We start from the raw sequence: 23,803 nt of genomic DNA on the forward strand, positions 1-23,803 counted from the left end.
TTTAAGTCATGATCATTTATCTGAAGACAATGTACGGTCAAACAATTCTTTTCTAGACTTAGCAGGCGGAAGGATGGCCTGTTCCTCTTCTTCCTCTGTCCCCTCATCGTTCAGGCTCGGGATAATCAGCTGATCAATTACATTCGCTGCAGCGTTCCCCACTGTGTCATCAAAGAAATATTGAGCAAACGGCTGGATCTTTTCCGTCTCAAACTCCTCGTTCTGGATGACATCAATCATTTGGTTTACATCTCTTACAAGAGGGCCGGGAATAAAGTCAAAGTAATCGTAGTAAAAGTCTCTGGACTCGATGTATTCCTCAACATCAAAAGCAAAGAAGAGCATTGGTTTGTTGAGGAGCGCAAACTCGAAACAAACAGATGAGTAGTCGGTGATCAAAATGTCTGTGACCAGCAAAAGGTCATTGACCTCGCGGTAATCACTGAAATCCAAGAAGAAGTCGTGATATTCATAAGGGATTCTGATTTTGTTCTTGACAAACGGATGGATCTTGAGCACAAACACATATTCATCGGAGAGGCTCTCATACAGTTTCTTCAAATTCAACTTTTCAAACGGGTAGTGTGCTGTCGCCTGACCGTTCCCACGGAACGTTGGCGCAAACAGAATCACCTTTTTCTCCTTCAGTTCAGGGTATTTCTCATAGAGGGTAGATCGCACGTATTCTTTATACTCTTCGTCAACAAAGATATCCGCCCTCGGAATGCCCGTTGCATGTACTTTGTCGACCGTGATGCCGAAGCCCTCGGCATAGTTTTCCCGGACGCCTTCACTGCTGACGGCTGCCTTTGTATAGTTCCGGTGGTTCCTTGACCGCGGAGAAGGTCCTCCGGGCCTGCCGAGCCGGCTAAAGCCAAACGTCTTGAATGCCCCGGCAGCATGCCAGACCTGGATCAGGTCTGCCCCATTCCTGATTGCCAGCGGATAAATGATCGGGTAGAAATCGTCCACAAGAATGACTTTTGACGTTGCAAAATGATAGGCCATAGCCGTCAATTCCCTGAGGCTCTTCCTCTCATTAATATTGTCTTTCAGCAGGAACTTGATATCGAGGTTCATTTCCCTCTTCACCATTTCTTCATAGATAAAGAAGAAGTTTCCGGTCAATTCAGTCCGGCTGTCCGACGCAAATACAACTTTATTCTTTTTTATCGGGAACATGGAGAAAATAGAATACGCCAGTTGGAAGACCCTTTTCTTTATCGCCCGGACATATCTGTTCTCCTGGACAACATCATCCTCGTCCATGATCCGGGGGTCATAAGAACGCAGCAATGTACTTTTGAGCCGAAGTGTTTTTGTGTAGTTGTCGAAAGAGGCCACCAAATTATACTTCATGACCGATTGCTTGGAATAGTAGTTCAACCGGGTGCTGGAAACCGTATTGTTCAGAAACCTGCGGCTGTTGGCGAGCGGGATGACCTTTTCATATTTGATATTCTCATTTTCATTATCCAACTGTTCAAGAGTGATGAAAACATTGTACTCACCGGCTTCCAGCGGCTTCCCTTTTGCGATGATGGACAGGTCAATATATCCTCGGTATCCACTCAGCGATTCGAGAAATTCCGGGTCTTCCACTTCGAAGTCCTCGTCGGAATCTTCGTCGAACACTTCTGCAACCATGCAGTTTTCCAGAGGTATCTTCAAAGTAAGCTCGTCCAGGATTTCCGTATCGGTTTTTTCCCCGAGGAGAATCGGATCCTTTTCCCTGTATGCATTTACGTCAAGTTTGGGGACGATCAGCACCATTTTTCTGATGCTGCTTTCCCGGCGTGTATAGATCCCCTCGACCGAAGCAAATCCCCGGACTTCCAGGTTGGAACCTTTTATCTCGAGGTGAGTGAGTTCCTCCAACACTTTTTTGCCGCTTCTGATTTCCGCGTTTCGATTATCAACTGAACCCAAGTTCATATCATTGACCACCTACTCGTCCCAAGAAATGCTCAACGATTTTTTGGGAAGTGTTTTTTTTGTTTGAAAATGTGAATGCAATCATTCGGGAAGTGTCCCATTTCTCATTCTTTTGCCGGTTTCTGGTCCAATTCACCAGCTCATCGATGTTTTTCAGAAGCGCACCATCGGAAATAGTTCCGATTGGATAGTAAAGGCCTCTGCTATTTTCATATTCACCAAGATCAGGTACATAATGAGCCAATGGACGTTCAAGAAGGGCATATTCAAAAATGGCGGACGAGTAATCCGTAATGAAGGCATCCGCAACCAGCATCCATTCGTTAATGGAACGGTCTGCAGCCACCAATACATTCGTCAGGTCCCCCAGAGATGACATGCTCTCATTCACCAAGTATGGGTGCGGCCGATAAACGATGAGTTGATCGTCCCTGATGGCATTCGATAACGCCTTGAGTGTTTCAATAAAGTCAACAGAGGATTCTTTTTGTGAATCAGCCGCTCTGTATGTTGGCGCAAAGAGAATGATGACCCGGTCCGAAGTGATGATCGGATGGTCTTCTTTGATGCTTTTTATCACTTTTTCATGCGCTTGTTCCTCAAAAAAGAAATCCGTTCTCGGAATGCCGAGCGGGTGTATTCTTTCCGGAGGCATGTTAAACGCCTCTGCATAGTTCGGGACGATGTTGCCGGATGAAACATACACATGTGTGTAGTTTGAATGGACCGGGATGACTTTCAGATAGGATTCGGCAGGACCAAATTTAGTGTTGACGGTACTGTAGCCAACTTTTTTGAATGCGCCGGCTGCATGCCACAATTGAATGATCTTCATCTGTTTGTCCGGTTTGATCAGATATACCGGAAGATAATAATCCTCCAATATCACGTATTTTGCCCCGACAATCGTTTTCAACTCTTTAAACAACATAAGATTCATCCTATTTACTGGTGAAATAAGATGAATCTTAGCTGCAGGCCTCTGTTTGAGCAACTCGTTGTGCACATACTTAAGATTTCCTTCGAGTTGCCGAGATCTAGATTGAACGATGACCACCTTGTCAGGGTCTATGGGCTTAAGCACTCTCAGAAATTGATAATATCCGTTGAACACAAGCCTGAATAACCGTAAAAGCGTATATTTCGCTGATTGGACCACACTCATATCAGATCTTCCAGCGCATGATGGTCTTGCCCCAAGAGCTGGAAAGATCCGTTTCAAATGCGTTGACCGCATCCTGGACTGAAGTGATGTCATAGACGTTCCCAATCAGTGTTGACAGATAATCTACGACGTCAGGATACTGTTCGTATATATCTACAGTTCGCTGGAAATCCGCTGCACCGCTTCGGCTGCTGCCGAGCAGGGTCAGGCCCTTTTCGAGCACCATTCGGGTATTGACTTCAATCGGGTGTTCACTGACTCCCAGGAGGCAGACTGCTCCCTCCGGTTTGATGTGATCGATAATCTGATCAAGTGCATACTGGCTGCCGATTCCGCCTGCACACTCTATGGCGTGGTCGACCTGGAGATCATCTGGAATTTCGTCAATCTTGATCGCTTGATCGGCAAAGGAAAAATGATTCATCTTGTAGTCCGTCTTGCCGAATATGATGACTTTGGATTCTGGATAAAGCTTTTTCAGGATCAGGCAAGTGATATATCCGAGGTTCCCATCTCCCCAGACACCAAATGTTCCTCTTCGTTTGATCGCTTTTTTCTCAAAGCGGCTCAGCGCATGCACCGTAATCGTGACAAGTTCAGTGAATGCGGCAACGTCCATATCAATGGTGTCGGGAAGGACCACAATTCTGTCCCGGTTCAGGAATACATAGTCCTGCATGAATCCATCATAGCCGCTCGAACGGAACTGGCTGCTGCGCAAGTAATTCTCGGCGATGAACGGATCCTCTTCAACCGGATTATTCGGCACCATTACGACCTTCGTTCCGATTTTCAATTCATGCTTCGGATCAAAGACGACTTCCCCGACCCCTTCATGGATCAGGGCCATCGGCAGCTTCTTCTTCATTGCCTCTTTGCCGCGGGTCCCCGTGAAATACCGTTGGTCGGCAGCACAAATGGAAAGGTGGGTCGGCCTTACGACGACATCTCCGGAAACAATCGACCGGTCCTTGTATGTGATTTCAAATTGTCTCGGTGAAACGAGTCTGTATACTTGATTAATCATTTATCCAAACTTCCTTTTAGTATTGCATTTGCTACGTTCAGATCATATGGCGTCGTCACTTTGATATTGAAGATTTCCCCACTCAGAATTTTCACCTTTTCGCCTTTCATGGAGAAAATTTTACATGCATCCGTCAGGATTTCTTTTTCTTCATCGTTCAGCGTATTGTACAGTTCCTTGAGCTTTTCGATGTTGAATGTCTGCGGCGTCTGCCCCTGATACATATGTCCACGGATCGGAATGGAGTTGATGAATTCCCCGTCCTGGGATTCGACGATCGTATCGACTGCTTCAATAACGGTATCCACTGCACTGTGTTCAAGCCCCGCCTCAATGTTTTGCTCAATGATCCGGTGTGTAAGGAAAGGCCGGACCGCATCATGGGTGACAAGAATATCATCCGCATTCAAGCCATAGTCTTTCTCGATCAGCTTCACGATGTTCATGATGGAGCCGTTCCGGTCGGCCCCGCCTTCCGTCACTTCAATCTGCGGAAGGTCGATGGCAAATTTCTTCAGTACATCTTTTGTATAGTTAACCCACTCTTTCGGGGTTGCAATAATGATCTTCGAGAACTTGTTATTCAAAACGAACTTCTCGACCGTATGGACGATAATCGGTTTTTCATTTAGCAGCAGAAACTGCTTGGGCATTGGAACATTTCCCATCCGTTTTCCTTGTCCGCCAGCCAATATCCCTGCATAAATCATTACGACCACCTCATTAATATATATCGGTAATTGTATCATACGAGGGCCATTTTTCAACTTAAGCACGGGGCCCGCGAGTCTCGGTTACCGTTGCCTCATTAAAGCCATTTCTATAGGACGCCGGCAATATACATAAGTTCCGCCCCTTGTAGGAAAAAGCGGCAACCAAACTTTGCCTCTTATATCGTCCGGACTTCTGATGGCGGGCATCGCTGCGGTCTCAGATGGCCCTTTTCTATGCAGTTGTACGGCACTTCCGGTGCTCCGTCGCTTGATGTTTCCCGGGGCTCCGTTCCAATTGCCGTCTTAGGAGCAAAGACGAGGACCGGTTCACCACCGTTCACGGCCGCAAAAAAACCGCTCCTCCGGCAAACCCGGAACAGAGCGGTTTTTGGTGTTGGATCATTCCCCGCGATAACCTGTGTTGGCACGGACCGACACTTCGGCAAAACGGCGGGCGTCGCGTTCTTTTGACAGGACAGTGCCGAGCCACCCGCCGAGGAATCCGAGCGGCACCGAGATGATCGCCGGGTTCGTGAGCGGGAAGAGGGGCTCACCGACGAAGATGGCTGCACCCGCTTCAGGCGACAGGACGTTCGGGCTCACGGCAACAAGCACGAGTGCAGAAACAAGGCCGAGGATCATTGCCGTCATGGCGCCGGATGTGTTGAATTTCTTCCAGTAGATCGTATAAAGGATGACGGGCAGATTGGCGCTGGCCGCGACGCAGAAGGCGAGCGACACGAGGAAGGCCACGTTCATCGTCTGTGCAAACAGGGCCAGCAGGATGGAGAAGACCGATACCCACAGAGATGCCTGACGGGCTGCCTTCATCTGCTGCTTTTCAGTCGCTTTCCCCTTTTTGATGATCTGTCCGTAAATATCGTGCGCGAATGCGGAGGCACCGGTCAGTACCAGCCCTGCCACGACGGCCAGGATTGTCGCAAAGGCGACTGCGGAGACGAACGACATGAGGAAGTCGCCCCCAAGCGCTTCGGCGAGCAGCGGTGCGGCCATGTTGCCGGCCGGGTTTGCGGCGATGACTGCGTCATGACCGACAAATGCCGCTGCCCCGAACCCGAGGAAAATGGTCAGGATGTAGAAAATCCCGACGATCCAAGTCGCCGTGACGACCGAACTGCGTGCAGTCTTGGCGTCCTTGACCGTGAAGAAGCGCATCAGGATATGCGGAAGGCCCGCAGTCCCGAGGACGAGCGCCAGCATAAGCGAGATCGTGTCGAGCGGTACTTTGTATTTCAGGCCCGGCTGCAGGAAGGATTCTCCGTACGAGGTCGCATTTTTCACTTCGCTGAACATATTTCCGATGCTGAAATCGAACTTCGCGAATACGAGAAATGCGATGACGACCGTACCGATCATGAGGAGGACCGCCTTGACGATCTGGACCCAGCTCGTTGCGGTCATGCCGCCGAACAGGACGTAGACGGTCATCATGACACCGACGATCAGCACGGCGATCCAGTAATCGATGCCGAACAGAAGCTGGATGAGGGCGCCGGCGCCGACAAGCTGTGCAATCATATAGAAAATCACGATTGTGATCGTGCTGAGCGCCGCAGCCGCACGGACTTTCTTTGCATCAAAGCGCGAATTGATCATGTCTGCAAGCGTGTACTTCCCGAGATTGCGAAGCGGTTCCGCCACGAGGAACATGACGACGAGATAGGCAATGAGGAATCCGATTGAATAGAAGAAGCCGTCAAATCCGAACAGCGCGATCATCCCGGCAATCCCGAGGAATGACGCTGCCGACAGGTAATCCCCTGCGATGGCAAGGCCATTCTGCCAGCCGGTCAGGCCTCCGCCTGCCGTATAGAACTCACCCGCGTTCGTCGTGCGCTTTGCGGCCCACCAGGTGATGAACAGGGTCAGCATGACAATGGACAAAAACAGGATAATGACTGTTGTGCTCATGGACGGTGATCCCCCTTCAGCTCTGTCTCTACGATGTCTTCCGCTTCACTGTCAAACTTATGGAATTTCTTCACATACACGATGCAAAGGACCCATGTCATGATGAACTGTGCAGTCGCGTAAAGCCAGGCCCAGGAAATATCCCCGATTGCCGGCTGTTCCAGCACATTCGTATAGGACGTCAGAATCGGCAGCATGAAGTAAAACGCCAGGAAAAACACGGTGAGCGGGACGATGAATTTCTTTTTCCGGCTCATCAGTGCCTTGAACTTCGGCCCCTCGGCCACTCCCGTGAAGTCTGTACCCCCAAGCCGTTCAGGCACCGCCTGTTCCCGGCCCTTCCCGGCTGTCCGCTTTTCAGTGTAAACGCTTCCAACCTTCATTTGAATCTATCCCTCCCCTTTTTGTTCACAATTCGTTCAAAGAATAGATTCATTCTACATCCAGTAGAGTAAATATTCAAAAGGTTTTTTCAACAAAAGCAGAAATAGTAAGTAAGTCCCATGTCTCATTCAAGACCCAAATGTCATGCGCTTCTCTTCATAAACAAAGAACCCGGAAGCATCTCCTCCGGGTCCTTCGTCTCATGTATCTTCTTGTTTGCTACTCGTTTCCGACAGCCGTTTCATCAAATGGTTTGTCCTATCGAATCCCGAATATCGGACGGGAACAGAGGGCGGACCGCAAGCCGATCGGCCAACCGGACTCCATATCAGTCCTGCCTCAACCTGCAGATTCCTCTTTTTTCTCCATTTCATACCGCTTTTCACCTGAAACGTACGTCTGCACGACCTTCGTCCCCTGGATGTCTTCAATCGGTGAGTTGAAAATGTCCCTGTCGAGTACGGCGAAATCCGCAGCAAAGCCGGGCTTCAGCATGCCCTGCTCAAGGAAACCGCACACTTGGGCCGCTTCCCTCGTATACAGGGCGACAGCCTCCTCGACGGATATCCGTTGGTCCCGGCCGGTTTCGGTGCCTTCATACGCTTTCCGGCCGGCGGCGGAATAGATTCCGATGAACGGGTTCACCGGATCCACCCAGGACGTGGCCGGCGCATCGGAGGATAGGGCCGTCTGGATGCCCATGTCCAGAAACGTCTTGATCGGGTAAGATGCTTCCGTCCTCTCCGGTCCAAGGTTATTCAGGTAGCTTTCGATCTCGGCGAAGATGAATACCGATTGTGGCACAAAAGCGATCTCCGCTTTCTTCGCCCGCTTAAGTGATTCACGTGATGGCATGGCGGCATGTTCAATCCGGATCGAAGGGCGGTCTGTCAGCCACGGTCTCCGGCTTTCGAACGTTTGGGTGATGAGGTCGATTGCGCGGCCGCCCATCGCGTGGATGGCCAGCTGGATACCGTGCTCCTCTGCCGCGTCGGCCGCTGCGTTCAGTTCGTCGGCGGTAGTCGTCACAATTCCGTACTCATCGGCGCTTCCCTCGTACGGTTCCTCGATCCATGCCGTCCGTCCGGAGACGCTGCCGTCGGAGAACAGCTTGATGCCCGCAACACGGATCGGTTCATTCCCGCCGATTGCTTCCCGCTTGAGCTTCTTGAACTCATCGAAGGTATAATACAGGGCAGTCGGCTGGACGTATCCCCGGCGCCGTGCTTCCTGATACGCTTCCAGATAATCGTAGCCGCCGTCATGGATGGCCATCATCTCCGTCACCCCGGTGATGCCGTCCGACAGGAGCCGGCTGCTCAACCGGACAAGATCGTCCGCTGTTTCTTCTATAGAAGGCACAGGCAGATGCTGCTTGATGAGCGTGACAGCCGGCTGCTCACAGAAAATCCCTGTCGGATTGCCGTCTCTATCCCGGTCGATCTTGCCCCCTTCAGGATCCGGCGTGTTCCGGCCGATGCCTGCAACTTCCAGTGCTTTGGAGTTCACCGAGATGATATGGGCACATGTGCGGGTCACAACAACGGGCGAATCGCTGCAGGCCTCATCCAGCTCTTGGCGGGACGGGGCGCGGCCTTCCTCCAGCTTGCCTTCATCGTACCCCCATGCCTCGATCCATTCCCCCGCCTCCTGCTCGCTGCGGCGGATGCGGATATGTTCCTGCAGTTCGCGGATCGAGCGGGTCGCAGGCGGAATGACCGGAATCTGCTTTACGAAATCAGCCAGGTATACCGGGTGAAGGTGGGCATCGATCATCCCCGGAATGACGGTGCGGCCGCCGAGATCCATTGTCTCAAATTCACCGCTTGGAGCTTCAACAGTCCGGCCGATCCAGCTGATTTTCCCCTCTTCGGCGAGGATCGCCTCCGCAAACGGCTGTTCAGGATCTGCCGTGAATATATGCCCGTTCGTATACAGGGTTCTGTTTTGTACCATGTTGATTCTCACCTTTCTTTGAATAAAATCGGAAGCCGCCCGCACATCCCAAGCCGGCTGTCTTTTCATGGAAATCGGATATGGGAGGTCCTGCGGCGGAATCAGTCGCCGGCCTGTCCTTTCAATGTGTCACCTCCGGATATGCGGCCGCCGATCAGGAACCGGTGGATTACATAACCGCCGACAGCCCCGGCGAGCGCCGGGATGAACCAGGCAAATCCGCTTGTCCCGAATGGCAGCGAACCGAGAACCGGCGCGATCACCGAAAGCCCGATTCCGAATCCTTTCAGCGTCTCCATCGCGCTCACCGCGATGGTCAGAAGGATCGCCCCCTGATAAACGCCCGCATTCGGGATGAATCTATTGAACACACCGAGAAAGACGAGGACGATCGCCACCGGATAAAGCAGGGTGAAGATCCACATCGTGTAGTCGATGATCCGCCCGACTCCCAGCATCGCGACCGATGCCGATACCACACAGATGATCAACACCCACACCCGGTAGGTCAGACGGTCCTTGAACAGATGCCCGAGAAACTGGGCGATGACCGCCACGACACCGATCGTCGAGGTGAGGCAGGCGAGCGCAATGGCAACCGCAAGGGCGAGTGCACCCGAACCGCCAAGAAGGAGATCGACGAGTTCCTTCACGAGTGCCGTATCAGACATGCCTGCGCCGAGTGTCCCGCTTGCCCCGGCTCCGATGACGAGCAGGCCGCCGTAGACGACGAGCAGGCCGGCACCCGCGATCAGGATGCCGCCGATCGCCATCTTCCGCGCTTTCCTGCCCGTATAGCCGTAACCGGCGATGGCCGCGAGGAAAATCGGCGCGCACAGCACGCCGGTCACTACGTCTCCGGTCTGGTATGCGCTCAGGAATGCCATCGAGAACGGATTTTCCGTACCGGTTTCCACCGGTGTGCCGATCGGAAACAGGAGGCCTTTGCCGACGATGACGAGCAGGATGATGACCAGCACCGGGGTCAGGTATTTTCCGATCCGGTCGATGACATTGGACTGATCCATCGCAAAGAAAAAAGTGACGGCAAAGAACAGAAGGACTGTAATCCACGGCGGCAGGGACGGCAGCAGGACGCCGGCCCCTAGTTCATGGGTCGTGGCGGCCATCCGCGGAATCGTGACGAACACGCCGATGCCGACCATGAGCAAAAGATTGAAGGCCGTGTGGAACCAGGGCGCAATCGGACGGGTCAGGTTTTCAAACTTGCCCCCGGCATTCAGGATCGCCAGTACCGCCAGCAGCGGAAGGACGATCCCCGTGACCGAGAATCCGATCATCGCAGAGATCCATCCGTCCCCGCTCGACAAGCCGATGGTCGGCGGGAAAATGAGGTTCCCCGCACCGAAGTAGAGGGCGAACAAGGCAAAACCGAGGATGATACTGTGCTGGAGCGTTTTGCTCATGCTTATCACTTCTTTCTGGACCAAGACGGTGCAATCGCTTTCAAGCACCATTCTCATCCGACAATGTTTTCAATACTGATTCTCTTCACTATAGTCCCTGAAAACAGAGAAAAGGAAGAGGAGAAAATTTTCTCCTCTTCCGTCAAAAAAGCTATTCCCTTAACCCGTATTTATCGAGCTTGTACTTGAGTGACTGCTTTGAAATGCCAAGTCTCCGGGCCGTTTCCGCAAGCACACCCCCGGCTTTCAGATATTCCGACTCGATCAACCGCCGCTCATATCCATCGATCGCATCCTTCAGGTTCCCCTGTTCCAGTGCAGGATTTCTCAATTCGTCCTTGCCCGTCCGTTTCAGGAGACGGCCCGGCAGATCGGCAAGTCTGATTTCCGATCCGTCCGTATTGTTGAATGCCGCCTCCACCGCGTTTCTCAACTCCCGTACATTCCCCGGCCAGTCATATCGCCGGAACGCATCCATCGACTCATCATCAAGCCCCAGGATGGCCATGTCCATCCGACGATTGTAATAATGAATAAAATGCCGGATATATGGCCCGATGTCTTCCGGCCTTTCCTTGAGCGGGGGCAGGTCGATCTGCACCACTGCCAGCCGATAATACAGGTCTTCCCGGAGCCGCCCCGCCTCGAGCAGCTCCTCCGGATTTTCATTCACTGACGCAATGATCCGGCAGTCCAAGATCAAATCGGACATTCCTCCGGCACGCCGAATTCGCTTTTCCTCGATTGCCTTCAAAAGACGGGGCTGCAGTGTCACCGGAAGCGCGTTCAGTTCATCCAGGAATAAGGTGCCGCCCTGTGCCTGTTCAAAAAGACCCGCGAGTTCCGAAGATCCCTCCATCGTAACGTTCGCCGATCCGAACAGGAGCGGTTCCATCGTGTCTTCCGTGATGGCTCCGCAATCCACTGAAACGAACGGTCCGGCAAAGCGCCGGCTCAAGTTATGGAGTGCCTGGGCGACCACTTCCTTTCCGGTCCCCGTCGGGCCGGAAAGCAGGACGGTCGTATCCCGGACGGCGACACGGCGGACCCGCTCCTTCACCGCCAGCATTGCCGGACTTTCGGAAATCAGATCATCCACTGTGTAGATGGTTCCGTTTTTCCGATACATCGGATGTACAGCGAACCCTTCAAGGAGCGCCAGCTGATCCTTGCCGAAAAAGTGGGTCGAGAACTCGATCGCACCGATGATCTTTTGGTCCTCAATGATCGGATAGGTCGAGCTTTTCGAAGTATATTCACTGCCTGTTTTTGTGACCAGCCTCTGGACGATATTCGGCATCGCCGACCCTGTCCGCAAAACGGTGAACAGTGTGCTTTCTTCCTTTGGCAAATTTGTATAGAAAGTCGTCACATCCCGGCCGAGAAAATCTTCCGGCCGGTGACCGAGCTTCACCAGAATGTTCAGATCGGCAATATCGTAATAAAGTGTCCGTCCCCTGTCATCGACCACAAGCACATTATCGTACTCGCCGAACGGGATCACGGCTTTTGGATCTATCTGCTGCATTCCGCTCCCTCCAATCCAACGCAAGCCCTTTCACCCATTCTAAATCATGTTGTCCCTTATTTCATCAGGCGCCCAAATAAAGCAGGTGGCCTGTTTACTTTCATTTCAACCCGGGCATAAAGACATTAGGCTTAAAACGAAAGGAGTGGAATTTCATGGATGATTTCAAAGAGAAGATCGAAAACCGTATGGGTGACTACGATCAGGAAGAAAAAGAACAGATTCTCGAGAACTTCAACCACTTCAAGCAATTCTTATCCGAAAAAGTGGAAAAAGGCGAGAAGATGGGCCTGAGCGAGGAACAACTCGCCAAAGGTGCCGAACTCGTCGCCAACTACCTGGCCAAGCACGAGGAGCCCCGCAACCGCGAACAATACCTTCTGGCGGAACTGTGGAAAGCCGGCAACAAAGATGAACAGCACCATCTTGCCCACATGCTCGTCAAACTCGTACAGAATGACTGAATTTTTTTAAAGGAACCGGGGAGCCGATGCTCTCCGGTTTTTTAATGTTTCTTCCTTTATGTTGCCATTGACGAACGATGTCGAAGTCTGTATGCTTATTTAGAAATTTTTCATTATCTAAATATTGCGAGGGGTGTCGGGGGAAATGACAGATTTAAAATCGTTCATCGAGCACTACTTATCCGAGAACAAAAGTGAGTTCGAAAAAGTAAGCGAATACATTTTCAATCATCCGGAAACTCGGTTCGAGGAATACGAATCATCCAGGTTCCTGGCCGACCAATGTGAACAGGCCGGCTTCCGGGTGGAACGCCATGTCGGCGGAATTGAAACCGCCTTCATCGCAGAATACGGCGAGGGGGCCCCTGTGATCGGATTCCTCGGCGAGTTCGACGCCCTTTCCGGTCTCAGCCAGGAGCCGAATATCGCAGAGCCTGTCCAATGGGAACGCCATGTCGGCCACGGCTGCGGGCATAATCTGCTCGGCACCGGCGCCTTCGCCGCTGCCTGTGCCGCCAAGGCTTTCCTCGAGAAGAACAACCTGCCCGGCACCGTCAAATTTTTCGGCTGCCCGGGTGAAGAAGGCGGTTCCGGAAAGACATTCATGGTCCGCGAAGGCTTATTCGACGGTTTGGATCTTGCCCTTACCTGGCATCCATCGCCGGGCAATGCCATCATGTCACTCAGCTCCCTTGCAAACTACCAGGTTTTCTTCCGATTCAAGGGGATTCCGACGCATGCGGCAAACTCCCCTCACCTCGGACGCAGTGCGCTGGATGCGGTGGAGCTCATGAATGTCGGCGTCCAGTATCTGCGGGAACACATCATTGACGCAGCCCGCATCCACTACGCCGTCACGAACACAGGCGGCATCTCGCCGAACGTGGTCCAGGCAGAAGCGGAAGTGCTCTACCTGATCCGGGCACCGAAAATCGGGCAGGTCGATGAGATTTACAAGCGGGTCATCAAAATTGCGGAAGGCGCCGCGCTCATGACGGAAACCGGGCTGGAGATCGACTTCAACAAAGCCTGTTCGAATTACATACCGAACCGCGCCGCCGAGCGGCTCCTCTATGAGAGCCTGCAGGAAATCGGCCCCGGAGAGCCGACCGAGGAGGAAAAGGAGTTTGCCAAAGCCATTTTCGACTCCCTCTCGGCAAGCGAGCAGCAAGACGCATTCAACGGCATGCGGGGCTTCGGATACTTTGGGGACGGCCGTGAGTATGAAGGAAAATATATCGCCGATACCGTAGGCCCGTATGTCGAGACCGATGAAGTTCTTGCCGGCTCGACCGATGTCGGCGATGTCAGCTGGGTTGTTCCGACCGCGCAGCTCACCACGTCCACTTCTGCCATCGGGACGCCTCTCCACACTTGGCAGATGACGAGCCAGGGCCTCTCGACGAACGCTCACAAGGCGATGCTCCGGGCCGCCGCATCCATGGGTCTCACCGGGATGAAGGTTCTCCAGAACCCTGGCCTGCTGGAGTCGGTCAAGGAAGAATTCACCGCATTCCAGAAGGATAATCCGTACACCAACCCGATCCCCGACCATGTCAAGCCGTCCAAACTAAACGCCTGACGAACATCGGCACCGGGCCTCCAACATATGAACGAATCGAGGGGAAATGATGGAAACAGCAAAAAAGGGGTTCTTCAACAAGTTCCTGAACGGGGTTGAAAGGGTCGGCAACAAACTGCCGGATCCGTTCATCTTGTTTGTGTACATGGCGCTCGGCGTCATCATCCTGTCCTGGATCTTCAGCCTGTTCAACGCACAGGTCACACACCCGGGAACAGGCGAGACGCTCACGATCAAAAACCTGGCATCCGGTGAAGGTCTCCGGTATATCGTCACCTCGATGATCGAAAACTTCACCGGCTTTGCCCCGCTCGGCATTGTCCTCGCGATGATGCTCGGGATCGGCCTCACCGAAAAGGTCGGCATGCTCGATTATGCCATCCGGAAGACGATCATGAAGTCTCCGCCATGGCTTCTCACTTATTCGGTCGCGTTCGTCGGAGTCATGGGCAACCTGGCGTCCGATGCAGCGATGCTTCTCATCCCGCCGCTTGCGGCCATGGTCTTTTACAAAGTCGGACGCCACCCGCTCGCCGGGCTGGCCGTCGGCTATGCCTCATCCGGCGCCGGATTCACGGCCAACCTGCTCATCGTCGGCACCGATGCCCTGCTGGCCGGGATTTCCACGGAAGCTGCAAAAATCATCGACGAATCCATCGTCGTGACCCCTGCCGACAACTGGTACTTCAATATCGTTTCCGTCTTCGTCATCACCTTCCTGGCCGGATTCATCACATCGAAATTCATCGAGCCGCGTCTTGGCAAGTATTCGGGTGAAGCCGTGGAAGTGGATGTCGAGGAAGACCCGCCGAATGCCGGCAAAGGGTTCCGGAATTCGATGATTGCCGCACTCATCTTCCTCGTCCTCGTCTATCTGTCGGTCGGCTTCTCCTGGAGTCCGCTCCGGAGCGAGGAAGGAAAAGTCATCCCGTCTCCGTTCCTCACCGGGATCGTGCCTATTCTGCTCTTCCTGTTCCTGACCGTCGGGGTCACCTACGGGGTCACCGTCGGCAAGATCAAAAGCGGAAAAGACATTGCCGCCTACATGGCCGAAGCGATGAAAGACATGAGCAGCTACATCGTCCTCATTTTCGCCATTTCCCAGTTCATTGCCTATTTCAACTGGTCGAACATCGGGATCTGGGTTGCCGTCAACGGTGCAGAATTCCTGGAAAGCGTGAACTTCACCGGAATCGGCCTCATCATCGGCTACATCATCTTTACCGCCTGCATGAACTTCCTGATCACTTCCGGATCGGCCAAATGGGCGCTGGAAGCACCGATCTTCGTGCCGATGTTCATGCAGCTCGGTTATCATCCGGCATTCACACAGGCCGCCTACCGGATAGCCGATTCATCGACAAACATTGTCACACCTCTGATGCCATACATGGTGGTCGTGCTCACATTCATGCAAAAATACGACAAGAAAGCCGGGATCGGGACGCTCATCTCCCTGATGCTCCCATACTCGATTTCGTTCCTTGTCGCCTGGATCATCCTGATCCTCCTATTCTTCTATGCAGGAATCCCGTTCGGGCCCGGCATCACGCCTTACCTGTAAGGAACAACGCCCCCGGCAGCCGATCGGGGGCGTTTATTGTACTGATTTGATGAATGACATGATGAAGGGACGGAAATGCCATGCTGAATGAACAAATGAAACGAGATCTCATTGAAATCCGCCGGGATCTCCATCGCCACCCCGAACAAGGCTTCCTTGAAATGCGTACAGCCTCCCTCGTCACTGCCGAGCTCCTCCGCCTCGGCTTCGGGGTCAGGACAGGACTGGACGTCATGGAACCGGATGCCGTTATGGGCAAGCCCACTGATGCAGAGACAGCCGCCCATTTCAAATGGGCCAAGGAGAATGGCGCCGTTCCCGAAACGGTGGATTGGTTCAAGGACGGGTACACCGGCATCGCGGCTGACTGGAAAACGGGACGCCCTGGTCCCGTCACCGTATTCAGGGTCGATATGGACGCCCTCCCGATCCTCGAATCCGAAGACGCGGGGCATGTCCCGCAGTCGGAAGGTTTCCGCTCGGTCAATGACGGATCGATGCACGCATGCGGGCATGATGCCCACACATCGATCGGGCTCGGCCTTGCCCGCCTGATTGCAGAAAAGGCGGATCAGCTTGCCGGGACCGTCCGGATCCTCTTCCAGCCTGCAGAAGAAGGCACGCGAGGTGCCCGCTCGATGGCGGAAGCCGGCGTGGTGGACGACGCCGACTTCTTCATCGCCACTCATGTCGGCACCGGCGTCCCGCACCGGACATTCCTTGCCGCGTCGAACGGCTTCCTCGCGACGTCAAAAATTGACGTCACATTCAAAGGGATCGCTTCCCATGCCGGCGCGAAACCTGAAGAAGGCCGCAATGCCCTGCTTGCCGCTGCGAACGCCGCAATCAACCTTCATGCCATTTCCAGGCACTCCGGCGGATCGACCCGTGTAAATGTCGGTGAACTTCATGCAGGAAGCGGCCGGAACGTCATCGCGGCCCATGCTTCCATGAAAATCGAGACGCGGGGCGAGAATTCAGAAGTGAACGCGTATGTAAAAGAGCAGGCAGAACGGATCATCCGCGGGGCAGCCGACATGTACGGTGTCCGGTATGACTTCCGGACAGTCGGCGAAGCGATCGACTGCAAATGCTCGGAAGAACTTGCCCGCAGACTGGCGGATTCTGCAGGAAAATCCGACTACGTGGACGAAGTGATGCTTGCAGACCATGCATCGGCCGGTTCCGAAGACGCCACCTACTTCATGGACCGGGTCATCCGCCACGGCGGGCAGGCCACCTACTGCATCGCCGGCACCGACCTTGCAGCCGGTCACCACAACGAACGATTCGACATCAATGAGGAAACGATGTTCTCCGCAGTGGATGTCCTGTTCCGTGCCGCACTCGACCTGAACGGCCGGGCCTGAACATTTTCAGCACAGCTGAATGCCTGCATAGATCAAAGAAGTGCGCCAGCCCTTGTCGGCCGGCGCACTTCCTTTATTATTCGAACAGCGGGCGTTCAGGATCCTTCCCGATAGTCAGAAGCATGCTGTGAAGCTGCCCGCGGTGATGGGCGAGGTGGACGGCGATCTGGACCAGCCATCCGAACCGGGTGTATGTAGCGCCCCACCAGGACGTCGTCTTTTCTTCCAGGGAAGCAGCCGTATACAGGTCATACCGGCCGCGCAGTTCTTCGACGGAACGGCTGAGCGTCAACAGGCTTTCTTTCAGGCCATCCGGCCGGTTCTCTCTGTAGTAAACCTTCATCTGATCTTCGGTGTCCCCGTCCGAAAGGCGAAGGTCTGCACTGCAGAGCAGGGCCATATGGCCGAGCAGTTCTCCGAGGGACCGCTTCCCCGCCCATGGCCGATAAGCGAGATCAGCTTCTGTCAGGACATTGGCCATGCCGAGCACCGATCCGTGCATGAATTCGATCTGCCGGAATACTTGTGCGCACTTGTCGTCCATTTTATCGGCCGTCGGCGATTGTTTCGAGGCAAATCCGGACACCCCGGAGCAGGTCCTCGTGGCTCCAGCTCGGAATCCTGCCGTGCTGGATCGCCAGTTCATGGGAAGCCGGGATGTGGATGAACCCGGCCCGCATGCCGGGCCGCTCCGTCGCCGCATAGTGGAGTCCGCCGAACATGACGTTGTTGCACAGGTAAGTGCCGGCCGTGTTAGAGATCTCGGCAGGAAGGCCGGCATCGACCAGGGCGTTGACCATTTCCCGGACAGGAAGTGTCGAGAAATAGGCGTCGGGCGCATCTTCATTGATGGGCTTGTCCACAGGCTGGTTTCCCTCATTGTCGGGCGCTCCGTCCTGGACATTGATCGCAATCCGCTCCGGCGTCATTTTACTGCGGCCGCCGGCAAGCCCGAGCGACACGGTCACATCGGGTTCCACTTCCCGGATCAGGCCCATCAGCCGGGCTTCCGCCCTGTTGAAGTCAACCGGCAGAATACGGCTGGTGATTTCGTAATCTCCGACCACGGTGCCGTCCAATTCCTCCGCCACCCGCATGGTCGGATTCACCGGAAAGTCCAAAAACGGTTCAAAACCTGTCAGCAGAATTGTTTTCATCCCCAAAACATCCCCTCAATCAAATTTCATTACTTTGAACGTACCCGTTGCATGACCGATCAATTCACCGGATTCATTATAAAGCCGTCCCTCAAGCAGCACCGTGCTCCTCGTTTTGTTGATGAGCTCTGCCCGTGCCGTCATCGCCCCTCCGACAAGCGGCTTCAGGAACTGGGTCTGCATTTGGATGGTCATCGTATCGTCATACCCGAGCGACCGGATGAATAGCCCCATCACCGTGTCGAGTACGCTCATGTATACCCCGCCGTGCACGGTGCTCCGCACATTGTCGAGCTCCGGCTTGTACGGGAGGCGCAGTTCGACATCCCCTTCCTCAAGTGTCGTAATCTCAAGTCCGAGGAAACGGAAAAATTCGCTGTCTTCAAATTCCCCGCGGACGCGGTCAAGCTGCGTTGCAATCATGATGCAGGACTCCTTCGTGTTGGTTTGCTTGAGTCCAGTATACCAAAAACCGGACTGTTTCCGTAGGAATTCCGGGAATATGCTGATTTGCCGGTGAATGGCCGGCTGTCTGTGGTAGAGTGAAAGAACAACGATTGAATCATGGGGTGAGGAAATGCTCTTCAAGCGGAGCGGCACTTCCGGCGAACAGTCCGGAGTCCAATATTGCATGGGGCTCAACCGGGGCCTCGGTGTCACATTGTCCTGTTATGCCTATGAATCGGACGGCGTCCTGCTCGATACGGGCGCCCACTCCCTGCGGAAATTTTTCCGTCCGTTCATCCAGAAAGTCAGTCCGGACCTGGCAGCGATCACCCACAGCCATGAGGACCATTCAGGGAACGCAGCGTTTTGTGCGGAAAAAGGAATTCCCGTTTATATGAATCCAATGAATGCGGGAGACTGTGCCCGGAGAGCGAACTATCCGCTGTACCGAAAGCTGTTCTGGGGCAGCCGGCCTGCATTTGCCTCGGAGAGAATGCCCGGATCCTTTTCGTCCCGCACCCACGATTGGCGTGCCATCCGGACCCCCGGCCACGCGGCGGACCATGTCGCTCTGCTCGATGAAACGACCGGCCAGTTGTTTTCGGGCGATCTGTTCGTGAGCGTGAAACAGAAAGTCGCCCTCCGGGAAGAGAACATCCCCGAGACGATCCGGTCGATCCGGGCAGTACTGGAGCATGACTTTGGCGAGATGTTCTGCTGTCATGCGGGGCATGTGAAGGACGGCAGGAAAGCGCTCACCGGTAAGCTTGAATTTCTGACGTCACTGAGAGAAAATGTCCTCCGGCTGCACGGTGAAGGCAGGCCTGCAACGGAAATCCAACAAGTACTGTTTCCGAATTCTTACCCGATCACCCGATTTTCATCCGGCGAATGGGATTCCATCTTTCTCATCACGTCCATCCTTGACGAACATCCGGGCCAATAAAAAACCTTTCCCGCTGCGGGAAAGGTTTTTCGGTAAGCATTCCTTATTTTAGGTTGACCTGTTCCAACAGGCCTTCATCGGTCGAAATGATTTTCAGCAAGTCCTCATGCTTGATATAGACTGTTTTGTAAGCCGGTTTTTCTCCTTCCATGAACAGGAGCACCCGGTTGCCCGGATTGTCGCTGGCGACCCGGATCTCATAGTCGTCCGGATTGAAGGAATCGCCTACGTATTCGAGTTCCTCATAACCGGAAGTGTCTTTCGCCGGTTCCGCGTTCTGTGCCTCACCGTCATGGATGGTGTCTTCGCTGCTTCCTCCGCCCGCGTCTCCGGTCACAGTTCCCTTGTCGGTCTGATCCCCGGCCCCGCCGCCGTTCTGTTCAGTGTCCGGATCCACAGGGGCTTGTTCCGGATTCTCCTGTTTGTCGCCGCAGGCACCGAGCAGCAGTGCCGCCGTTGCCATGATGGCCAGATATTTTTTCATGGTCATCCTCCCCCCTTTCACACAATCTACTATACCCGCTCCTTCCGTTGACAACACGTAACGGATCCGTTAACTTTAGTGTATTAAATCATTAAAGCGGAAGGAGGCTTTCATAGATGAGCAGACTATGGAGCGAGATGACGCGCCGTACAGAACCGTATGTCCCGGGAGAACAGTCCGGACATACCGGGATCATCAAGCTGAATACGAACGAGAATCCGTACCCCCCGAGTCCGAAGGTGACCGAAGCGATTCAGGAGGAGGTCTCCAGGCTGCATCTGTATCCTTCCCCGACTGCGGACGGACTGCGCCGGGCGATCGCAGAGACCGAAGATCTAACGGAAGACCATGTTTTTGTCGCCAACGGTTCGGACGAAGTGCTGGCGTTCTCATTCATGGCCTTCTTCGACCCCGGTCGTTTGATCCGCTTCCCGGACATCACCTACAGTTTCTATCCGGTATACGCCAAACTGTTCGGCATTCCGTACAAAGAGGTGCCCCTCCGGGATGATTTCACGTTGGACATCGCAGGGTTCGAACAGTCCGAAGGAGGGATCATCCTTCCGAACCCGAATGCACCGACCGGCATATACGAGCCGCTTGACGGCATCCGGAAAATCCTGGAGGCCAACCCCGGCAGGGTGGTCATCATCGACGAAGCCTACATCGACTTTGCAGGACCTTCGGCTGCCGGACTGATTTCTGAGTATGATCACCTGCTCGTCACCCGCACAACGTCAAAATCCCGCTCGCTCGCCGGTCTCCGTGTCGGCTATGCACTGGGCCGGCCCGAGCTCATCGAGGGGCTTGTGCGGATCAAGGATTCCTTCAACTCTTACACGCTCGACCGGCTGTCGCAGAGCGGCGCTGAAGCGGCATTCCGGGACGCGGCCTATTTCAGGGAGATGACGGACAAGGTCCTTCTGACCCGCAGCCGTTCAGCGGATCGGCTCGGAAAACTCGGATTCCGCATCCTCCCCTCTTCTGCCAACTTCCTGTTCTGCAGGCATCCCGGGATGGCTGCTGAACAACTTTATTCGGAACTGAAGGAGCGGGGCATCCTCGTCCGCCACTTCAGCAGACCCCGCATTTCGGACTATCTGCGGATCACCGTCGGAACAGACGGGCAGATGGATCAGCTGATCGGCGTCTTACATGAAGTCTTGGCTGAGTAACAGCAGAAAGCAGGCCATCCGGAAGATCCCGGATGGCCTGCTTCGTGTTTATGTCGGCTCTGCCACAAATTCATCTTTCAGTGCCCGCTTCAGGAGTTTGCCTGCAGACGTGACCGGAAGCGAACGGCGGAAGTAGACATGCTTCGGTGTTTTGAAGCCCGCCAGATATTCCCGGCAGAACGTCTTCACCTCATCTTCGTTCAGTGTGGATCCTTCTCTTTTTACGATGACGGCCGCTACCGCCTCCCCCCAGTGAGCATCGGGCAGTCCAATCACCGCACACTGCAAAACGTCGGGATGACGGCCGAGGATGCTTTCCACTTCCTGGCTCGAAACGTTCTCGCCGCCGCTTTTCACCATATCCTTTTTTCGGTCCACAAAGAATAAATGGCCGTCTTCATCTCTGGCAACGATATCGCCCGTATGGAACCAGCCGTCTCTGAACGCCTTCAAATCGGCTTCCCTGTTCTCGAAATAGCCGGCGGTCACGACGGGGCCGCGGATCAGCTGTTCGCCCGCAATGCCTGCCGGAACCTCTTCTCCGTATTCATCAACGATCCGGATATCCACAGCCGGATACGTGATTTCCCCGATATAGCGGCCGTCCTGGCCGGGCACTTCATCCCACTCCTTGAACCAACCTGCTGTGATCGGACATGCTGTGGATGCCGTCGAGGCCTGGACGGTCAGGAACCTCGCCCCGGGCGCTAGTTCATTCCAGCCGTCAATCATGCTTTTCGGGATCGTGCTTGACCAGGTCACCAACTTCTTCATCCCCGTCAAATCACGGGAAGATGTCCCCGGATCGTTCAAAACGGCCAGATACAAGGTTGGCGGCAGTCCCGTGGTCGTTGCGTTGTAAGACTCCATGGCAGCCGCGATCTGTCCCGGAACCGGTAATTCAAGCAGGACCAGCCCCGCACCCGTCGTGAAACAGGTGACAGCACAGACAAAACCGGCAACGTGGATCATCGGAAGTGCGAGGACGAATGTCTCGTCACGCAGAAACGTGCCTTCTGAAACGTATGTCTGCGAGGCCATGTACAGATTCCGGTGGCTTGACATGACGCCCTTCGGCATGGACTCCGTGCCGCTGGTAAAGAACATCACCGCAATGTCCCGATCATCGATGACTGCCGCGGGCTCCGAAGCATCTCCGCTCATCAAATCCTCGAATGCCGTCCACTTTTCGGGCAGTTCCCCGACTCTTCCTCAGATGAGGACATTTACTTCTTCCGCTGGCCAGTCTCCTGCCCGCACGGTCTCTATGCTGTCCCCGGCGGCAAAGATTGCGGCCGGGCGGGCCGCCTCGATCAATCTCGCCAGTTCAGCTGAGTTCAGCATGAAATTCAGCGGGGTGATCCAAGCCCCTAGTTTCATTGCCGCAAAAGCCATGATGACGAACTCCGGGCTGTTTCTTCCCACCGCGACGACCCGGTCTCCTTTTTGTATCCCTTTTTCCGACAGGGCATTGGCAGCCCGGTTCACTTGTTCATTCAGATCACGGTATGAAATCTGTTCTTCCTTGCCCGTTGCATCCAGAAACGTGAATGCGTGACGGTCCGGGAAACGTTCTGCCGCACGTCTTAAAATGTCCCCGGCCACCAATCGGGTCTTCTGGTTTTCAGCAACCGTCCCATTCATTCTCCGATCCCTCCCTGCAGTCCATTCTTCACTATGTTCCACAGCGGGCGGTAAATCCCTTCTCCTCTCACGCTTCCGGCAGAGGGGCAAATCCCCGCCCGACATCCTCAGGTGAATGCGCATCCGAGCCGGTCTGCAATCCGAGGCCGAGTCTCCGTGCCTCATCGGCCATCCATTCTTCCGGATACGTCATCCCGTAGTCCGGCTTCCGAAGACCGGCATGATTAAAGTCGAGCCGGTATCCGTTCTCTGCGGCGGTGGCCAATACCTCCCGCCAGTCGATCGGATCCCGGGCCGGCGCAATCCGCTTCCTGAATTTATGGATCAGGTTGACATGTCCGAGTACAGGCGGATTCAGCTCGCCGAACGGCTTGGAAGCCGCTTTCCGGATCGCCTCACCGTATGCAAGGTAGATCATCTCCAACCCGGGCTCTTCCGCTTTCCTTGCCAGTTCATCCGCTCCATAGTCCACGCAGAACCAGCCGTCCGGCAGCCGGACAAAGTGCACGCTCAAGAGCGAGTTCCGGACCTCTTCCGGGTACTTCCTGAGAAAGTGGAGCGTTTCCCTCTCAAACCCTTCTATATAATCGATTTCGAACCCGCACCGGACATCCACCCGGCCGGCATATTTCTTCCGCAGCCGTGCCGCTTCGGCCACGTACTTTCCGACATCCTCCGCCTGCATGGCGCTGTCCTGTTCAGGTACCGGGTCCGTGAATCCTTCCGGGAGCGGCGCATGTTCTGTGAAGACAAGCACTTCAATCCCCTGACGCTCCGCTTCTATCACATAGTCCTCCATCGGTGCATCTGTCCCGTGCGGGCAGAACGGCGAGTGGACATGTCCGTCTATTGTTGCCATATTCCCATCCCCTCCTGTTGCAATGTTTCAAATGCTATGTTAGT

22 protein-coding genes are annotated in these 23,803 nt (G+C 54.3%); 6 read left to right on the forward strand and 16 right to left on the reverse strand.

The window, feature by feature from the left end; translation table 11 throughout:
- Positions 1–12: 12 nt before the first annotated feature.
- From B0B07_RS03315 to B0B07_RS03355, 9 genes are all read right to left on the reverse strand, one after another.
- Positions 13–1,935, reverse strand: coding sequence for a CDP-glycerol glycerophosphotransferase family protein (locus tag B0B07_RS03315; RefSeq protein ID WP_076756930.1), 1,923 nt, complete (start codon positions 1,933–1,935; stop codon positions 13–15).
- Between the two features lies 1 nt (position 1,936).
- Positions 1,937–3,100, reverse strand: a complete 1,164-nt coding sequence (locus B0B07_RS03320) for a CDP-glycerol glycerophosphotransferase family protein (protein WP_076756931.1) — start codon at positions 3,098–3,100, stop codon at positions 1,937–1,939.
- A 1-nt stretch (position 3,101) separates the two neighbouring features.
- A complete protein-coding gene (locus B0B07_RS03325; RefSeq protein ID WP_076756932.1) occupies positions 3,102–4,127 on the reverse strand; it encodes a ribitol-5-phosphate dehydrogenase in 1,026 nt (341 codons plus the stop codon).
- Positions 4,124–4,837 (reverse strand): IspD/TarI family cytidylyltransferase, encoded by a 714-nt coding sequence (locus B0B07_RS03330; protein ID WP_076756933.1) that lies wholly within the window; start codon positions 4,835–4,837, stop codon positions 4,124–4,126. Before B0B07_RS03330 ends, B0B07_RS03325 begins: the two co-directional genes overlap by 4 nt.
- A gap of 402 nt (positions 4,838–5,239) precedes the next feature.
- Positions 5,240–6,772: a solute symporter family protein gene (locus B0B07_RS03335; protein WP_076756934.1), complete on the reverse strand. Its 1,533-nt coding sequence runs from the start codon at positions 6,770–6,772 to the stop codon at positions 5,240–5,242.
- On the reverse strand, positions 6,769–7,155 hold the full coding sequence (locus tag B0B07_RS03340) for a DUF485 domain-containing protein (protein WP_076756935.1): 387 nt from the start codon (positions 7,153–7,155) through the stop codon (positions 6,769–6,771). The genes B0B07_RS03335 and B0B07_RS03340 overlap by 4 nt, the downstream gene beginning before the upstream one ends.
- 340 nt (positions 7,156–7,495) lie before the next feature.
- Complete coding sequence (locus B0B07_RS03345; RefSeq protein ID WP_076756936.1) at positions 7,496–9,112, reverse strand: amidohydrolase; 1,617 nt, start codon at positions 9,110–9,112, stop codon at positions 7,496–7,498.
- A gap of 101 nt (positions 9,113–9,213) precedes the next feature.
- The gene (gene brnQ / locus B0B07_RS03350; RefSeq protein ID WP_076756937.1) at positions 9,214–10,539 is read right to left on the reverse strand and encodes a branched-chain amino acid transport system II carrier protein; all 1,326 of its coding nucleotides are present in this window, start codon (positions 10,537–10,539) and stop codon (positions 9,214–9,216) included.
- Between the two features lie 151 nt (positions 10,540–10,690).
- Entirely contained in the window at positions 10,691–12,067 is a 1,377-nt protein-coding gene (locus tag B0B07_RS03355) for a sigma-54 interaction domain-containing protein (RefSeq protein ID WP_076756938.1), read from the reverse strand.
- Positions 12,068–12,222: 155 nt separating this feature from the next.
- Here B0B07_RS03355 and B0B07_RS03360 point away from each other — a divergent pair, with 155 nt between their 5' ends.
- The 4 genes from B0B07_RS03360 to B0B07_RS03375 all read left to right on the forward strand — a co-directional run bounded on the left by B0B07_RS03360 (position 12,223) and on the right by B0B07_RS03375 (position 17,047).
- Positions 12,223–12,531, forward strand: a complete 309-nt coding sequence (locus B0B07_RS03360) for a DUF3243 domain-containing protein (RefSeq protein ID WP_076756939.1) — start codon at positions 12,223–12,225, stop codon at positions 12,529–12,531.
- Between the two features lie 145 nt (positions 12,532–12,676).
- Positions 12,677–14,113: a M20 family metallopeptidase gene (locus B0B07_RS03365; protein WP_076756940.1), complete on the forward strand. Its 1,437-nt coding sequence runs from the start codon at positions 12,677–12,679 to the stop codon at positions 14,111–14,113.
- 49 nt (positions 14,114–14,162) lie between these two features.
- On the forward strand, positions 14,163–15,677 hold the full coding sequence (locus tag B0B07_RS03370; RefSeq protein WP_407643855.1) for an AbgT family transporter: 1,515 nt from the start codon (positions 14,163–14,165) through the stop codon (positions 15,675–15,677).
- An 80-nt stretch (positions 15,678–15,757) separates the two neighbouring features.
- Positions 15,758–17,047, forward strand: coding sequence for an amidohydrolase (locus B0B07_RS03375; RefSeq protein ID WP_076756942.1), 1,290 nt, complete (start codon positions 15,758–15,760; stop codon positions 17,045–17,047).
- A 76-nt stretch (positions 17,048–17,123) separates the two neighbouring features.
- On the opposite strand, the gene B0B07_RS03380 is transcribed toward B0B07_RS03375, so the two are convergent.
- The 3 genes from B0B07_RS03380 to B0B07_RS03390 are packed head-to-tail and all read right to left on the reverse strand — an operon-like array spanning position 17,124 to position 18,627.
- On the reverse strand, positions 17,124–17,591 hold the full coding sequence (locus tag B0B07_RS03380) for a DinB family protein (protein ID WP_076756943.1): 468 nt from the start codon (positions 17,589–17,591) through the stop codon (positions 17,124–17,126).
- A gap of 1 nt (position 17,592) precedes the next feature.
- Positions 17,593–18,204: a pyroglutamyl-peptidase I gene (gene pcp / locus B0B07_RS03385; RefSeq protein WP_076756944.1), complete on the reverse strand. Its 612-nt coding sequence runs from the start codon at positions 18,202–18,204 to the stop codon at positions 17,593–17,595.
- 15 nt (positions 18,205–18,219) lie between these two features.
- Complete coding sequence (locus B0B07_RS03390) at positions 18,220–18,627, reverse strand: PaaI family thioesterase (RefSeq protein WP_076756945.1); 408 nt, start codon at positions 18,625–18,627, stop codon at positions 18,220–18,222.
- 154 nt (positions 18,628–18,781) lie between these two features.
- Between B0B07_RS03390 and B0B07_RS03395 the strand changes: the two genes are divergently transcribed.
- Positions 18,782–19,597, forward strand: a complete 816-nt coding sequence (locus B0B07_RS03395) for an MBL fold metallo-hydrolase (RefSeq protein ID WP_076756946.1) — start codon at positions 18,782–18,784, stop codon at positions 19,595–19,597.
- Positions 19,598–19,640: 43 nt separating this feature from the next.
- Here B0B07_RS03395 and B0B07_RS03400 read toward each other — a convergent pair whose 3' ends face one another.
- The gene (locus B0B07_RS03400; RefSeq protein ID WP_144264278.1) at positions 19,641–20,081 is read right to left on the reverse strand and encodes a hypothetical protein; all 441 of its coding nucleotides are present in this window, start codon (positions 20,079–20,081) and stop codon (positions 19,641–19,643) included.
- A gap of 116 nt (positions 20,082–20,197) precedes the next feature.
- On the opposite strand from B0B07_RS03400, the gene hisC reads away from it, so the two are divergent.
- A complete protein-coding gene (gene hisC, locus B0B07_RS03405; RefSeq protein ID WP_076756948.1) occupies positions 20,198–21,256 on the forward strand; it encodes a histidinol-phosphate transaminase in 1,059 nt (352 codons plus the stop codon).
- Between the two features lie 48 nt (positions 21,257–21,304).
- On the opposite strand, the gene B0B07_RS15525 is transcribed toward hisC, so the two are convergent.
- The 3 genes from B0B07_RS15525 to hisJ form a co-directional block, all read right to left on the reverse strand.
- Positions 21,305–22,420, reverse strand: a complete 1,116-nt coding sequence (locus B0B07_RS15525; protein WP_076756949.1) for a class I adenylate-forming enzyme family protein — start codon at positions 22,418–22,420, stop codon at positions 21,305–21,307.
- Positions 22,421–22,468: 48 nt separating this feature from the next.
- Positions 22,469–22,900, reverse strand: a complete 432-nt coding sequence (locus tag B0B07_RS15530; protein WP_076756950.1) for an AMP-binding protein — start codon at positions 22,898–22,900, stop codon at positions 22,469–22,471.
- A 67-nt stretch (positions 22,901–22,967) separates the two neighbouring features.
- Positions 22,968–23,759, reverse strand: coding sequence for a histidinol-phosphatase HisJ (gene hisJ, locus B0B07_RS03420; RefSeq protein ID WP_076756951.1), 792 nt, complete (start codon positions 23,757–23,759; stop codon positions 22,968–22,970).
- Positions 23,760–23,803: the final 44 nt, after the last annotated feature.

Origin of the sequence: Edaphobacillus lindanitolerans, from assembly GCF_900156305.1 — a bacterium.
GTDB classification, from domain to species: domain Bacteria; phylum Bacillota; class Bacilli; order Bacillales_A; family Planococcaceae; genus Bhargavaea; species Bhargavaea lindanitolerans.